Raw genomic sequence first — 13,102 nt, 5'->3', positions numbered from 1 at the left:
GACGCTGAGGAGCAGGACCAGTGAGAGCGGCGATGCACGGACCGACACCCTTCTCCCGCAGGGCCTTCGCAGGCCTCACCGCGCTCACACTGCTGGGCGCCCTGACGGCCTGCACCGGCGGGGACCAGGTCCGGGTGGTGCTGACCGAGGACGCCCCCGCCTCGACGGTGCTGCCGGGTGAGGACCCTGCGTCGACCGCGCTCGCCCTGAGCGCCACCCTCTTCGAATCCTCGGAGGTGGTGGTCCTCGCGACCGATGCGACGCTCGCCGATCTCGCGCCCCTCGCCGCCCGCGTCGGCCTCCCCCTGCTGGTGGGCGTCGGGGACGCGGTGACCGAGGAGCTCGAGCGGCTCGGCGCCGACGCGATCCTCACCCTCGACGGGACCGTGCCCGAGGGCCTGGAGGGCGACCTCGACGTGCTCGAGCTCGACCTCTCCGCGAGCGACGTCGAGCTGCCGGAGCTGCGCCGGGAGAACCATCCTGTCCCCGTCCTGCTGAGTGTGGACCCGTCGGCTCCCTCCCCCGCCCAGGAGGTCGCGCACGCCCTGGTCACCGCCGCCGGCGGCACGGTCGCAGAGATGCCCGACGGGGACGTGGGCCGCAGCGGCGGATCGATCGCCGCGCTCCGCGAGACCGTCGGCGACGACCCCGCGGCGGGCGCGCTCGGCCTCGGGGCGAGCTTCGGTGCGGCCGACGACTGGGTGGACCGGCTGCAGCACGCGCTGACCACGCCCGAGCTGCCGGGCGGCGGGATCACCGCCCTGCCGGGCCGCCGCATGATCGCCGCCTACGGCTCCCCCGGCGTCCCCTCGCTCGGGATCCTCGGCGAGCAGGGCCTGGCCGAGACGATCACGCGGGTGCAGGAGCTGACCGCCGAGTACGACGGCCTCGGCGAGGAGCCGCTGGTCCCGGCGCTCGAGATCATCGCCACCGTCGCCGACTCCGATGCAGGGGGCGACGGCGACTACTCCCGCGAGCTACCGGCCGAGCCGCTGCGCGAGTGGGTCGACGCCGCCGGCGAGGCCGGGGTGTACGTGGTGCTCGACCTGCAGCCCGGCACCACCGACTTCCTCACCCAGGCGAGGCGCTACGAGGACCTGCTCACGGCCCCGCACGTGGGGCTCGCGCTGGACTCCGAGTGGCGCCTGGCACCGGGTCAGAAGCACCTCGCGCAGATCGGCTCGGTCGACGCCGCGGAGATCAACGAGGTCTCCACCTGGCTCGCCGACCTCACGGCGGAGCACGGCCTGCCGCAGAAGGTGCTGATCCTCCACCAGTTCACCCATTCGATGATCCGCGACCGGCAGGACGTGGACACCTCCCGCCCGGAGCTCGCGATCACCCTGCACGCCGACGGCCACGGCGTCCCCGGCGACAAGCGCGGCACCTACCGCGCCCTGCAGCGCGACCTGCCGGAGGGGATCCTCATGGCGTGGAAGAACTTCTACGACGAGGACACCCCGATGTTCACCCCGGAGGAGACCTTCGCCGTCGAGCCGCGGCCGTGGTTCGTGTCGTATCAGTGAGACGCCGCTGACGCACCGCGCTCAGCGCTGTGGCGCCTCGAGGACGGCGTCCAGCAGGCCGGGGAACCGTGCGGCGAGGTCCTCGCGGCGCAGGCCGTTCATGATCGACGCACCCTCGTAGGTCTGCCGGATCACGCCCGCCTCCCGCAGCACCCGGAAGTGATGGGAGCTGGTGGACTTCGCGACCGGGAGGTCGATGGCCACGCAGGTCATCTCGTGCTCCCCCTCGGCGAGCCGGCGCACGATGAGGCGACGCATCGGGTCCGCGAGCGCGGTCAGCACGTCGTCGATGCACAGCGCATCGGACCGGGGGTGTTCGAGGGTGCGCACGTCGTCTCCTGTTCCGCGTCGATACCACGATGATACCCGCGATGGTTCGATCTGGATCGATGTTCGAATCACATCGACGTTCGATGCAGATCGAAGTATGGTCGGTGTCGAACATCCGCGTCGTCGGCACCGGCCCCTGGACCCGTGCCCCCGCCGCGACCACGACCCGCTTGGAGATTCACCCCGTGTCCCACCTGCTCTTCGACCCCATCACGCTGCGCGATCTCACCGTGCGCAACCGGATCTGGGTCCCCCCGATGTGCCAGTACGCCGTGGAGGCCCACGACGGCATCGCGACCGACTGGCACATGGTCCACTACGGCAGCTTCGCCCGCGGAGGCGCCGGCGCGATCATCGTCGAGGCCACCGGCGTCACCCCCGAGGGCCGCATCTCCGACAAGGACCTCGGCCTCTGGAACGACGAGCAGCGCGACGCGCTCGCCCCGATCGTCGACTTCGTGCACTCCCAGGGAGCGGCCATCGGCATCCAGCTCGCGCACGCGGGCCGCAAGGGCAGCTTCTGGCCGGAATGGGGCGAGTGGGGCACCGGGCGCGGGCACACCACGATGGCGATCGAGGACGGCGGGTGGGAGACCCTCGCCCCGTCGGCCGTCCCCTTCGACGGCGTCGCGACGCCGCGCGCCGCCGAGGAGGCGGACCTCGACGCGACCGTCGGCGCCTTCGTCGCCTCGGCCCGTCGGGCGGCCGACGCCGGCTTCGACCTGGTCGAGATCCACGGCGCACACGGCTACCTGCTGCACGAGTTCCTCTCCCCGCTCTCCAACCAGCGCACCGACTCCTACGGCGGATCGCTCGAGAACCGCGCCCGGCTGCTGCTGCGCGTGGTCGACGCGGTGCGCACGGAGATCGGCGACTCCATGCCGCTGCTGGTGCGCCTCTCGGCGACGGACTGGCTCGAGGGCGGCCTCACCCTCGAGGAGACCATCCAGGTCACCCGCTGGCTGACCGAGCACAGCGTGGACCTGGTCGACGTCTCCTCCGGCGGCAACGCCCCGGCCGAGATCCCCGTCGGCCCCGGCTACCAGGTGCCGCTCGCCGCCGCGGTCAGGGCCGAGACCGGGATGCCGACCGGTGCCGTCGGCCTGATCCTCGAGCCCGCCCAGGCCGAGCAGATCCTGCTCACCGGCCAGGCGGACGTGGTGCTGCTGGGCCGCGAGCTGCTCCGCGATCCGAACTTCGCCCTTCGCGCGGCCGACGCCCTCCACCACGAGGACCCCGACCTGATCCCGATGGCGTACCACCGCGCCCACCGCTGAGCGGCGCGGCGCCGAGGAGGCGAGAGGTGGCGACAATGGACGCATGCAGCGCTCCCGCCTCCACGTCCTCGGCGCCAGCGGCTCCGGCACCACGACCCTCGCGAGGGCCCTCGCCGACCGCTGGGCCGTGCCCCACGCCGATGCCGACGACTACTTCTGGGTGCCCACCACGCCTCCGTTCCGGGAGAAGCGGGAGCCCCCGGCGCGGATCACGCTGATGGAGCAGGTGTTCGCCCCGAGGGAGGCGTGGGTGCTCTCCGGCGCGATGAACGGCTGGGGCGACGAGGTCCTCGCCCGGTGCGAGGCTGTCGTGTTCGTGACCCTCGACCCGGCCGAGCGCCTTCGCCGCCTCGAGGCCCGCGAGCAGGTGCGGCGCGAGGGTCAGGAGATCGACCAGCAGGCGTGGACCGAGTTCCGCGAGTGGGCGCTGGGGTACGACGACCCTGCCTTCACCGGCCGCAGCCGCGCCGGCCACGAGGAGTGGCTGAGCACCCTCGACGTCCCGGTGCTCCGAGTGGACAGCGCGCGACCGGTCGGCGCGCTCGTCGACGAGGTGCTGGAGTGGGAGCCGCAGGGCGTACCGAGCTGACGAGATCGGGTTGCGCTCAGGCCGCGCGCAGATGCGCGAGCACGAGGCCCACCGGGATGCTCGCCGCGGTCACCACGAGCGCGGCCCGGAACAGCCACAGCGCCCAGGCGGGCCCGCGCGCTCCACGGCCCACGGCGCGGATCATCAGCACCATCGCCACCACCAGCAGCAGACCGCCGGCGTCGACCAGCAGGGGCGCGGTGATCAGGGTCCCGCCGATCACGGCCAGGCAGCCGAGGTTCCAGGCCAGCAGCTGAGCGAGCAGGGTCCGTCGGCCGATCCTCCCGGCGGCGAGGTGGTGCTGGGCGATCCCGAGCGCGCCCTGCATGACACCGCCCACCAGCACCTGGAAAGCCGAGGACCAGGACCCGTGCTCGAGGCCGAGCGGGCTGGTCACCGCGGCGACCAGGCCTCCGGTGATCACCCAGAGCAGCGCGATCGCGCGGACGGGGAGGGTGCCCGCAGCGGAGGCGGGGAGCTCGTCAGCAGATCCGGACAGGTGGGTCATGCCTCCATCGTCCCGCTGTGAGCGGGCGGACGGGGACGCGCGGGTCCCGGTGTGACCGAGCGGACGCACCGCCCCATCCCGAGAACCCATGACGAACCGCCCTACCGCTCGCCGCCCGGTTGCGCGAGCCTGGAGGGGAATCCGCAGCGCCACCACAGGAATCGAGGCCAGCATGGACGAGTACGCCATCGGAGACGGGGTCCGCGTCAAGGACGGACCGATGCAGCACCAGTACGGCACGATCGTCTACCTCAAGGAGGACGACTCCACCTACCTCGTGCGCTTCGGCGGCACGCAGCAGATGTACTACCGGGCGGAGGAGCTGGAGCCCTGGGGCTAGCCGCGCCCGTCCCCCGCCCGTCAGCCTCAGTGGTTGCCCACCACCCAGCCCTCGCCGCACTCGCCGCCGTACTCGGAGGTCTCGATGCGCACCTCGTCGCCGTGCGCGTCGAGCAGCGGCTGGTAGGAGGAGGCCACCTCGCGGCTGCCCTCGGGGATGTAGTGGAGGATCAGCGAGCGGCGGAAGCGGTCGGTGCTCGTGTTCGGCTTCGACCCATGCACGAGGCTGCCGTGGAAGATCAGCATGTCACCGGCGCGCATGTCCGTCTGCACCACGCTCAGATGCTCCGGGATGGAGACGGTGATGGTGGTGAAGGACTCCGTCGCGTCGGCCTCCTCGGGGCACTCGATCTCGTAGCGGTGGGTGCCGGGCACCACGCCGAGCGCGCCGTTCTCGCCGTCGCAGTCGTCCACCGCGATCCAGGCGGCGATGCAGGTCTCGGGGTGGGACTGCAGGAAGTAGTTGTCCTGGTGCATCGCCTGGCCGCGCGCCCCGGCGGGCTTGAAGTAGAACATCGACTGCGCCGCCCACACCGGGCCGACGGCCGACGCGACCCGCCCCATGATGCGCTCGTCGAGCAGCCAGCGTCGGGCCAGCCGGCCCGGGCGGTGCTCGTCGCGGTGCGGCTGGATCATGCGCGGGTAGGCGTGCAGCGGATCGTCCTCGGGGATCTCGTGGAAGGCTCCGCCGGCGCCGTCGGTCTCGATGTGCTCGGTGAACGCCTCGCGCAGCTCCCGAATCTCCTCGGCGGTGAGGACTCCGCGCAGGTGCACGGCTCCGGCCTGCTCGTAGGCGGCGGCGAGCTGCTGGGCGTCGACGTCGGCGTCGGCGATCGTGAGCCCGATGTCGGTGGGGGTGGTGTTCAGTGTGGTCATGCTGTCAGTCTGAGGACCAGCACCATCTGTCGACCAGGTGATCGGAGGGCGAGGACATGGACGATCCTGCTGCACGGCGCCAGGTGCTCGGCACCGAGGTGCCGCCGCCGGAGACGGGCCGCGTGCTGCTCGGCGAGCTCGAGGAGGACGCGAGCTACCGGGTGCGCCGCTCGCGCGGCACGCAGGACTGGCTCCTGCTCCACACCGTCGCCGGCGCGGGGATCGTGCGATCGGCCGACGGGGGCCTCCATACGGCGCACCCCGGGCAGGCGGTGCTGCTGCGCCCGGGGACCCCACACGACTACGGCACCGACCCCGAGGCCGGGCACTGGCGCCTGCTGTACAGCCACGTGCACCCGCCGGCGGCCTGGCTCGCCCTGCTCGACTGGCCCGAGGTCGCGCTGGGGATGGGGAGGATCCGTCTCGGCGCCGAGGTGGACGGTCGTGTGCGCCGGGCACTGCGCGGGGCGGCTCGCGCGGCCCGGCTCGCCGTGGGCCGGCCGGAGCTGTTCGCCCTGAACGGCCTCGAGGCGGCCCTGCTCTGGTACGACACCCAGAACCCACAGCGCCACCAGCTCGACGAAAGGGTGCTCGCGGTGCTCGAGCACATCGACGCGCACCTGGACGCCGACCTCGATCCGGGCGCCCTCGCCGAGGTCGCGCACCTCTCCCCCTCCCGCCTCTCGCACCTGTTCACGGCGCAGGTGGGGACGCCCCTTGCGCGCTACGTAGAGGCCCAGCGGCTCGAACGCGCGGCGCGGCTGCTGGAGCTCACCACGGCGCCGGTCGCCGAGGTGGCGCGGCGGGCCGGGTTCCGCGATCCGCTCTACTTCTCGCGGCGCTTCCGCTCGCTGCACGGGATGAGCCCGACGGAGCACCGGCAGCGGCATCGGTGAGGGGTGGTGGACTGTGGGCCCGGGGCACCCTTCCTCCACACAGCCCGCTCATCAACATTCTTTTCCACATCAGGAACTCTTCGACATATTGACGGCCCCTCCATACCGCAGGGTTATCCACAATATCCACAGAATTGCCGATAAGCCTGGTCGGACAATCGCTGAGGTGGTAAACTGAGGCCCTGTAGACCAACAACACTGCAGAACAAGAACACTGCAGAACACTGCAGATGATCGCCGCAGATCGCCCGAGGAGGTGCCGCGATGACGTCCACCATCGACCTGCGCACCGCCATCGGACCGAGCGCCGCCACCCCGCGGCCCGTGGGCGATCGCACCCGACCCTCGACACCCCGCGGCACGGAGCCTCCCCGCCGCCAGGTCCGCGCCCGGAACCCCCTCGATCCCGACGACTTCGCCGCGCGCGCCTTCACCGAGCCGGGATCCGTCGAGGATCACGTCGCCCGCGAGCTGTTCGACTCGCACCGGGAGGAGGCGCGCGCGTACGCGGAGCGACTGCGACGCCTCGCGATCCTCTGGGACGAGACGGACGAGGACGGCGAAGGGGACACCTACGCGATCCTCGTCGCCGATGCGCGCCGCGTGACCCTGGACCAGGCCCGGTCGCTGCTGCGGGACGCCTTCATCGCCGTCACCTGCCTCCCCCGCACCTTGGAGCGCCTCGCCGCGGGCCATCTCCCGGTCACCTGGTTCGAGCTGCTGCTGAGGCGCGTGCGCCGCCTCAGCCCGGACCAGTGCCGTCTGCTGGATGACCGCGTGGCCGACTGGGACCTCGCGAACCTGCGCGCGGATCGGTTCAGCCGGGAGCTCGGCCAGCTCATCGCCTGGTTCGGCTCGGCCGCCTCGCGCCCCTCGCCGCAGGAGATGCGCGATGTGGCGCTCGAGGTGATCCCCGAGAACAACGGCACCGCGCGCCTCATCATCGCCGGGCCGGTCCACGAGATCGTCGACGTCTCCCACCGTCTCGACGCCGCCGCTCGCGCCGTCCAGGATGAGCAGCGCCGCGCCCTGGCGGATGGCACCCCCATCCCCTTCGACCTCGACGGATCCGCCGCCCGGGACGGTCGGCATCTGCCCCTCGCCCCGCTGCGCTACGCGATCCTCACCCGCTCCGTGCTGGAGACCGGCGGCATCGAGGGTCCGGCGAGCCGGATGCGGCTGCAGGTCGTGGTGCCCGCGATGACGCTGCTCGGGGAGTCGGAGGCGCCGGGCACGATCGACGGGACCATCCCGCTGCCGGCGGCCATGGCCCGCCACCTCGCCGCCGGGGAGTCCACCTGGTACCGGATCCTCACCGATCCGGCCGACGGCACCCTCCTCCCGCTGAAGGCGGACCGCTACGCACCCACCCCGGCGATGCAGGAGCATCTGAGACTTCTCGACCCCGTCTGCGCCGTCCCCGGATGCACCCGGAACACCTGCACCGTCGGAGAATCGGACCATATCCAGGAATACGATCACCAGAATCCAGAGAACGGCGGGCAGACCGCGATCGAGAATCTCCATCGATTGTGCTGGCGACACCATTCGATGAAGACCCGTAGGATCCTCGATCCCGTGCGGAATCCCGACGGGAGCACCACCTGGCTGGTCGACGGCCGCGTGCACATGGACGTGCGGCAGAACAAGGATCTGGTCACGCCCGTGCTCGCCGAGGCGCTCGAGCGCTCCTTCGAGATCTACGAGGAGATGCTGGTCTGGGAGGAGGCCCGCCATCTCGGGCTCCTCGAGGACGCCCCCGACCCCGCGAGTGCGCCCGACCCGATCCAGTACCCCGATCCTCCGTTCTGAGCACCGGACGACGAAGGCCCCTCCGATCCCGCAGTGCGGGAGGAGGGGCCTTCGTGATCAGGCGGTGATCAGCGCGGGATCACGCGTCGACGACGACCGCCATCACCGCGGGCTCGCGGCGGTAGGTGCGGCGCAGGTAGCCGCTGACGGCCTCGACGATGATCTCCTCGAGCTCGCCGATGTCGTCGATCTTGTCCTGACGGGCACGGGCCAGGGCCTTGTTGACCTGGGTCTCGGCGCCCTGGAAGGTGCGATCGTCGTGCACGAAGCCCTTGGTGAGGAACTCCAGCGGCTCGACGGGCTGGTTGGTCTTCGGGTCGATCAGCGCGACCACGGTGACCACGCCGCCGCCGGAGAGCGTGCGACGCTCGGCGAGGGTGTCCTCGGTGGCGGTGCCGATGGTCTGGCCGTCCACGTAGACCAGCCCGGCCTCGACCTTGCCGGAGATCTTCGCCTGGCCGGAGACGAGGTCCACGGTCACGCCGTCCTGCGCGATGACGATGTTCTTCTCCGGGACGCCGGTGCGGCGGGCCAGCTCGGCGTTGGCGTGCAGGTGCTTGGACTCGCCGTGCACCGGCATGACGTTCTTCGGGCGCACGATGTTGTAGCAGTACACGAGCTCGCCGGCGCTCGCGTGACCGGAGACGTGCACCTTGGCGTTGCCCTTGTGCACGATGTTCGCGCCCAGATCGGTGAGCTTGTTGATGATGCCGTAGATGGCGTTCTCGTTGCCCGGGATGAGCGAGCTCGCCATGAGCACGGTGTCGCCCTCGCCGACCTGGATCTGGTGGTCGCCGTTGGCCATGCGGGCCAGCGCCGCCATCGGCTCGCCCTGCGAGCCGGTGCAGATCAGGGTGATCTTGTGGTCGGGCATCGACTGGATCTTGCGGAAGTCGACGACCAGGCCCTTGGGGATGTTCAGGTAGTTCAGGTCGCGGGCGATCGCCATGTTGCGCACCATCGAGCGGCCCACGAAGGCGACCTTGCGGCCGTTGGCGTGGGCGGCGTCGAGCACCTGCTGGATGCGGTGCACGTGGCTGGCGAAGCTGGAGACGATGATCCGTCGCGGCGACGAGGTGAAGACCTGGTCGATCGCCGGGTTCAGGTCCCGCTCGGACATGGTGAAGCCGGGGACCTCGGCGTTGGTCGAGTCGGTGAGGAACAGGTCCACACCCTCCTCGCCGAGCCGGGAGAAGGCGCGCAGGTCGGTGATGCGGCCGTCCAGCGGGAACTGGTCCATCTTGAAGTCACCGGTGTGCAGCACGGACCCGGCCTTGGTGCGGATCATGACCGCGAGCGCATCCGGGATCGAGTGGTTGACGGCGACGAACTCGAGGTCGAACGAGCCGGCCTTGTGCTTCTGCCCCGCCTCGACCTGGATGGTCTTCGGGGTGATGCGGTGCTCCTTGAGCTTCGCGGTGATGAAGGCGAGCGTCAGCTCGGAGCCCACCAGCGGGATGTCCGCCCGCTCCTTGAGCAGGTACGGGACGCCGCCGATGTGGTCCTCGTGCCCGTGGGTGAGGACGATGCACTCGATGTCGTCGAGGCGATCGCGGATCGAGGTGAAGTCCGGCAGGATCACGTCGATGCCGGGCTGGTGCTCCTCGGGGAAGAGCACGCCGCAGTCGACGATCATGAGCTTGCCGGCGTGCTCGAACACGGTCATGTTGCGGCCGACCTCGCCGAGGCCGCCGAGGGCCGTGATGCGCATGCCGTTCTTGGCCAGGCGCGGGGGTGCGGTGAGCTTGGTGCGGGGGGAGGGCATGGTGGTGTCTTCTATCGTCGAAGGGTCATGGACAGAGGTCTGGTCGGTTCCGCGCGCGTCGCAGGGCTCGCTGCAGCGGTCACACCCTCCAACGTACGCCAGGTCGGCCTCAGATCCTCATCCGTGCCGAATAGCCCACGTTCCGACATCCCCGTGTCGGCCCAGGTGCGCGGGGGTTCCGAGCCGCCGGAAGTCTGGCGCGGGGCCGGGCGCGTTGCTAGCGTCAGCCCCGGCGACACCCCGGCACGGATCACCGCGACCGCTCGCGAGTGCCGCCCCGACCTGCGGAGGTACCGAGATGGCACGCGAGATCGTGTGGACAGGGTTCATGACGGCCGATGGGATCGTCGACTCCCCCGGCGACTCCTCCGAAGGCCACCCGCACGGAGGCTGGGTGCTCTCGACGCCCTTCGACCCCGAGGCGTTCTCCCTCAAGGGCGAGGAGCTCGCCGAGACCTCGGCACTCCTGCTGGGCCGGCGCAGCTATGACGCCTTCTGGCCCGTCTGGTCCACCTCCGAGGACCATGCCGCCTGGCAGGACATGCCCAAGTACGTCGTCTCCACGACGCTCGAGGCCGACGACGTCACTGCCGACTGGGGCCCGATCGAGGTGCTGCGCAGCATCGAGGACGTCGCCGCCCTGAAGGCCACCGAGGGCGGCGCGCTGTTCCTCCACGGCAGCGCAGAGCTGGCCCGGAACCTCGCCGCGGCCGATCTCATCGACCGCTACCACCTGCTGGTCTTCCCGGTCCTGCTGGGCACCGGCAAGCGGGCCTTCCCGGACGGGGACGCCGAGCGCCGCGACCTGCGCCTGCGCGACAGCGCCGCCTACTCCAACGGCGTGGTGAAGCTGATCTACGACGTGGTGCGCTGACCCGACCGGCCCTGCTCAGCCGAGCCGCTCCCGCAGCGCCTCGAGCGAGCGCTCGGCCCGGAAGGCGTGACCGCCGTCGGTGACCACCAGCTCCGGGCCGGGCTCGCCGTGCGCCTCCCAGACCGGGGCGAGCAGCGAGTGCGCGGCACGGGTCGCCTCGATCGGGAAGATGCGGTCCTGCTGCCCGGCCTCGAGGACCAGCGTCCGCGGTGCCACGAGCGCGGCGATGTCCGCCATCTCGAGGCCCGGCAGGAGCCCCGGGATGATGTTGCAGGGGCAGTGCCGTATCGACCCGATGCTCGCCTCGAAGGTGCAGAAGTAGTTCGAGACCAGCGCCGCCGCGACCCGGGTGTCCACCGCGGCCAGCAGCAGCGAGACCGCTCCCCCGCCCGAGCCGCCGACCACCGCGACGCGCTCCGGGTCCACGCCGTCCAGCGCTCGCAGGACTGTGACCGCGGTGCGGGCGTCCGCGACCCGGTGGCCCATGACCGGCTGGCCGTGCAGGAGGTGCCGGGCGGCGTCGATCCCGCAGGAGTTCTCGGCATCGGCCGATGGGAACCGGCGCCGGCCGAAGCTGACCATCTCCGGGCACAGCACCGTCATCCCCGCCCGCACCAGCTTGTGGGCGAGGGCGTCGTGGTACCCGTCGGCCGGATCCGTGGCCACCAGGTCGTCGATCCCACGGCCGTGCCCGGCCACCAGCACCGCTGCGGCCCCCGTCGCCGCCGACGGGTCGGGCCGGAGCAGGAGGGCCGGGATCCGGGTGCCGTCGGCGGCGATCAGGGCGACCTCGTGGGTGCCCGGTGCGCCGGAGTCGCCCTCGAGGCGCGCCGGAGCGTCAGGCGTCTCGGGCTCGAGGGCGAGGAGTGCGGTGAGGCGCTCGCGCTGCGCCGGGACCGTCATGCGAGGCAGTCCTCGGCGATGCGCCCGGGCGCCGGGCCGAAGCGCGGCCCCGACCAGGCGCCGACGACCCCGGCGACGTGCTGGACCTTGTCCAGGCAGAGACGATGCCGGGGCTCCCACGAGGTGTCCTCGGCGAGCTGCTCCGCCTCGGGGAGTCCTTCGTTGTACGCGGTACGGAGATCCACGCGTCGATTGTCCACCAGGTTCCCCGGCGTGGCGATCTCCGCCCCCTTCAGCACGGTGATCAGGTCCCCGGCGTCGACGACCCCACCGGTCGTGAAGGCGTTCGCCTCGGCCCACAGATGCGAGTCGACGCCGACGCCCAGCGAGTAGCCGTACCCGACCGTCTGCGCCTCACGGATCACGTAGTGGTTGTTGTAGACGTCGACCTGCCCGAACCTCACGCGCGGCGCGCGCTGGCCCACACCGTCGTAGAGGTTGTGGTGGAAGGTGACCCGCAGCTTCCCGGGATCGCCGCGATCAGGGTTGTCCGTCGAGCCGACGAGGGTGAGCTTGTCGTGGTCGCGGAACGCATTCCAGCTGACGGTCACGAGATCCGAGCCGTTGGTGACGTCCAGCGCCCCGTCATGACGCTGGTAGGTGCGACCGAAGTGCTCGGGGAGCTGGTCGTCGGTCATCGGGGCATCGGTGAAGGCGTTGTGGTCGATCCAGATGCGGCTCGCCCCGTCCACGACGCGGACGCTGTCGTACTCGCTGTTCCAGTTCCCCAGCGCCCCATCGGTGGGGTCCCGGGCGGGGAAGCAGTCGTAGGTGTCCGCGAGCACCAGGTTGCGGACGATCACGTTGTCCACGCCGCGGAGCGAGAGGGACGCCCCGGTGAGCCCGGCCCCCTCCTCGGCCCCGATGATCGTGGTGTTCGAGGGGACATCCACCTGGATCAGCGCACGCTGCTTCTCCGCGGCGGCGCGACGGGCCTCCTCCTGCTCGCCCTCGGGCTCGCGGTCCGTGCCCCAGGTGGTCGGGTCGTACGCCTCGAGATAGGCGTCGAGATCGAAGCCGGTGCCCTCCGCGAGGCCCTCGCAGGTCAGCGGGGTGCCCTTGTCGTCGACGTTCATCGGGATGTTCCCGTGCACCCGGACGATGGAGGGCGTGTCCCCGGCGTCGGCGAGCGCGGCGAGGAGCTCCTCACGACTGCCGACGTCGACGATCTGCTCGGCGGACGCCTCGGAGCCGCCCGTGACGGCACCCTCGGCCCCGGCCCAGCCGTCGCCGGCGGAGAGGATCTGGTACTCGGTGATCGCCGGGCTGCGTGGATGCTCCGCAGGCCTACCGGGAGCGCCGAGCGCGGCGGAGGGCACGGCGAGCGCGAGGACGGAGAGGGCGACGGCCGCGCCGCGGATGAGGTGGGTCGGTGAGGTCATGATCGTCCTTGATCTATGAGGGGGG

General features: G+C 71.3%; 13 protein-coding genes. 7 read left to right on the top strand and 6 right to left on the bottom strand.

Going from position 1 to position 13,102, the window contains the following annotated elements:
- Positions 1–32: 32 nt before the first annotated feature.
- A complete protein-coding gene (locus CFK41_RS01820; protein WP_096798135.1) occupies positions 33–1,526 on the top strand; it encodes a hypothetical protein in 1,494 nt (497 codons plus the stop codon).
- 21 nt (positions 1,527–1,547) lie between these two features.
- On the opposite strand, the gene CFK41_RS01815 is transcribed toward CFK41_RS01820, so the two are convergent.
- Positions 1,548–1,856, bottom strand: coding sequence for an ArsR/SmtB family transcription factor (locus CFK41_RS01815; RefSeq protein ID WP_096798134.1), 309 nt, complete (start codon positions 1,854–1,856; stop codon positions 1,548–1,550).
- 185 nt (positions 1,857–2,041) lie between these two features.
- On the opposite strand from CFK41_RS01815, the gene CFK41_RS01810 reads away from it, so the two are divergent.
- Together CFK41_RS01810 and CFK41_RS01805 are read left to right on the top strand one after the other, a co-directional pair.
- Entirely contained in the window at positions 2,042–3,133 is a 1,092-nt protein-coding gene (locus CFK41_RS01810) for an NADH:flavin oxidoreductase/NADH oxidase (RefSeq protein ID WP_096800887.1), read from the top strand.
- 43 nt (positions 3,134–3,176) lie between these two features.
- Positions 3,177–3,722, top strand: a complete 546-nt coding sequence (locus tag CFK41_RS01805; protein ID WP_096798133.1) for an AAA family ATPase — start codon at positions 3,177–3,179, stop codon at positions 3,720–3,722.
- Positions 3,723–3,738: 16 nt separating this feature from the next.
- On the opposite strand, the gene CFK41_RS01800 is transcribed toward CFK41_RS01805, so the two are convergent.
- A complete protein-coding gene (locus tag CFK41_RS01800; RefSeq protein WP_096798132.1) occupies positions 3,739–4,230 on the bottom strand; it encodes a hypothetical protein in 492 nt (163 codons plus the stop codon).
- 172 nt (positions 4,231–4,402) lie between these two features.
- Here CFK41_RS01800 and CFK41_RS17880 point away from each other — a divergent pair, with 172 nt between their 5' ends.
- Positions 4,403–4,570 carry a KOW domain-containing RNA-binding protein gene (locus CFK41_RS17880; protein WP_169928765.1) on the top strand — a complete coding sequence of 56 codons (168 nt, stop codon included), beginning with the start codon at positions 4,403–4,405 and terminating at the stop codon, positions 4,568–4,570.
- A gap of 26 nt (positions 4,571–4,596) precedes the next feature.
- Here CFK41_RS17880 and CFK41_RS01795 read toward each other — a convergent pair whose 3' ends face one another.
- Positions 4,597–5,445: a phytanoyl-CoA dioxygenase family protein gene (locus CFK41_RS01795; RefSeq protein WP_096798131.1), complete on the bottom strand. Its 849-nt coding sequence runs from the start codon at positions 5,443–5,445 to the stop codon at positions 4,597–4,599.
- 56 nt (positions 5,446–5,501) lie between these two features.
- Here CFK41_RS01795 and CFK41_RS01790 point away from each other — a divergent pair, with 56 nt between their 5' ends.
- A complete protein-coding gene (locus CFK41_RS01790; protein ID WP_096798130.1) occupies positions 5,502–6,341 on the top strand; it encodes a helix-turn-helix domain-containing protein in 840 nt (279 codons plus the stop codon).
- Between the two features lie 264 nt (positions 6,342–6,605).
- A complete protein-coding gene (locus CFK41_RS01785) occupies positions 6,606–8,153 on the top strand; it encodes an HNH endonuclease signature motif containing protein (RefSeq protein ID WP_151904634.1) in 1,548 nt (515 codons plus the stop codon).
- A 79-nt stretch (positions 8,154–8,232) separates the two neighbouring features.
- Here the strand turns inward: CFK41_RS01785 and CFK41_RS01780 are convergent, their stop codons facing one another.
- On the bottom strand, positions 8,233–9,918 hold the full coding sequence (locus CFK41_RS01780) for a ribonuclease J (RefSeq protein ID WP_096798129.1): 1,686 nt from the start codon (positions 9,916–9,918) through the stop codon (positions 8,233–8,235).
- Between the two features lie 298 nt (positions 9,919–10,216).
- Here CFK41_RS01780 and CFK41_RS01775 point away from each other — a divergent pair, with 298 nt between their 5' ends.
- Positions 10,217–10,792 carry a dihydrofolate reductase family protein gene (locus tag CFK41_RS01775; protein WP_096798128.1) on the top strand — a complete coding sequence of 192 codons (576 nt, stop codon included), beginning with the start codon at positions 10,217–10,219 and terminating at the stop codon, positions 10,790–10,792.
- A gap of 15 nt (positions 10,793–10,807) precedes the next feature.
- On the opposite strand, the gene CFK41_RS01770 is transcribed toward CFK41_RS01775, so the two are convergent.
- Entirely contained in the window at positions 10,808–11,695 is an 888-nt protein-coding gene (locus CFK41_RS01770; protein ID WP_096798127.1) for an acetylxylan esterase, read from the bottom strand.
- Entirely contained in the window at positions 11,692–13,077 is a 1,386-nt protein-coding gene (locus tag CFK41_RS01765) for a pectate lyase family protein (protein WP_096798126.1), read from the bottom strand. Before CFK41_RS01765 ends, CFK41_RS01770 begins: the two co-directional genes overlap by 4 nt.
- Between the last annotated feature and the right edge of the window lie 25 nt (positions 13,078–13,102).

Origin of the sequence: Brachybacterium ginsengisoli (assembly GCF_002407065.1) — a bacterium.
GTDB lineage: Bacteria > Actinomycetota > Actinomycetes > Actinomycetales > Dermabacteraceae > Brachybacterium > Brachybacterium ginsengisoli.
This window is presented reverse-complemented; position numbering and strand designations above follow the sequence as displayed.

What these genes read in the sequence shown, in the direction of transcription:
- CFK41_RS01820 (WP_096798135.1), top strand. Translation starts at nt 33, where the DNA reads ATGCACGGACCGACACCCTTCTCCCGCAGGGCCTTCGCAGGCCTCACC.
- CFK41_RS01805 (WP_096798133.1), top strand. Translation starts at nt 3,177, where the DNA reads ATGCAGCGCTCCCGCCTCCACGTCCTCGGCGCCAGCGGCTCCGGCACC.
- CFK41_RS01800 (WP_096798132.1), bottom strand. Translation starts at nt 4,230, where the DNA reads ATGACCCACCTGTCCGGATCTGCTGACGAGCTCCCCGCCTCCGCTGCG.
- CFK41_RS17880 (WP_169928765.1), top strand. Translation starts at nt 4,403, where the DNA reads ATGGACGAGTACGCCATCGGAGACGGGGTCCGCGTCAAGGACGGACCG.
- CFK41_RS01795 (WP_096798131.1), bottom strand. Translation starts at nt 5,445, where the DNA reads ATGACCACACTGAACACCACCCCCACCGACATCGGGCTCACGATCGCC.
- CFK41_RS01790 (WP_096798130.1), top strand. Translation starts at nt 5,502, where the DNA reads ATGGACGATCCTGCTGCACGGCGCCAGGTGCTCGGCACCGAGGTGCCG.
- CFK41_RS01785 (WP_151904634.1), top strand. Translation starts at nt 6,606, where the DNA reads ATGACGTCCACCATCGACCTGCGCACCGCCATCGGACCGAGCGCCGCC.
- CFK41_RS01780 (WP_096798129.1), bottom strand. Translation starts at nt 9,918, where the DNA reads ATGCCCTCCCCCCGCACCAAGCTCACCGCACCCCCGCGCCTGGCCAAG.
- CFK41_RS01775 (WP_096798128.1), top strand. Translation starts at nt 10,217, where the DNA reads ATGGCACGCGAGATCGTGTGGACAGGGTTCATGACGGCCGATGGGATC.
- CFK41_RS01770 (WP_096798127.1), bottom strand. Translation starts at nt 11,695, where the DNA reads ATGACGGTCCCGGCGCAGCGCGAGCGCCTCACCGCACTCCTCGCCCTC.
- CFK41_RS01765 (WP_096798126.1), bottom strand. Translation starts at nt 13,077, where the DNA reads ATGACCTCACCGACCCACCTCATCCGCGGCGCGGCCGTCGCCCTCTCC.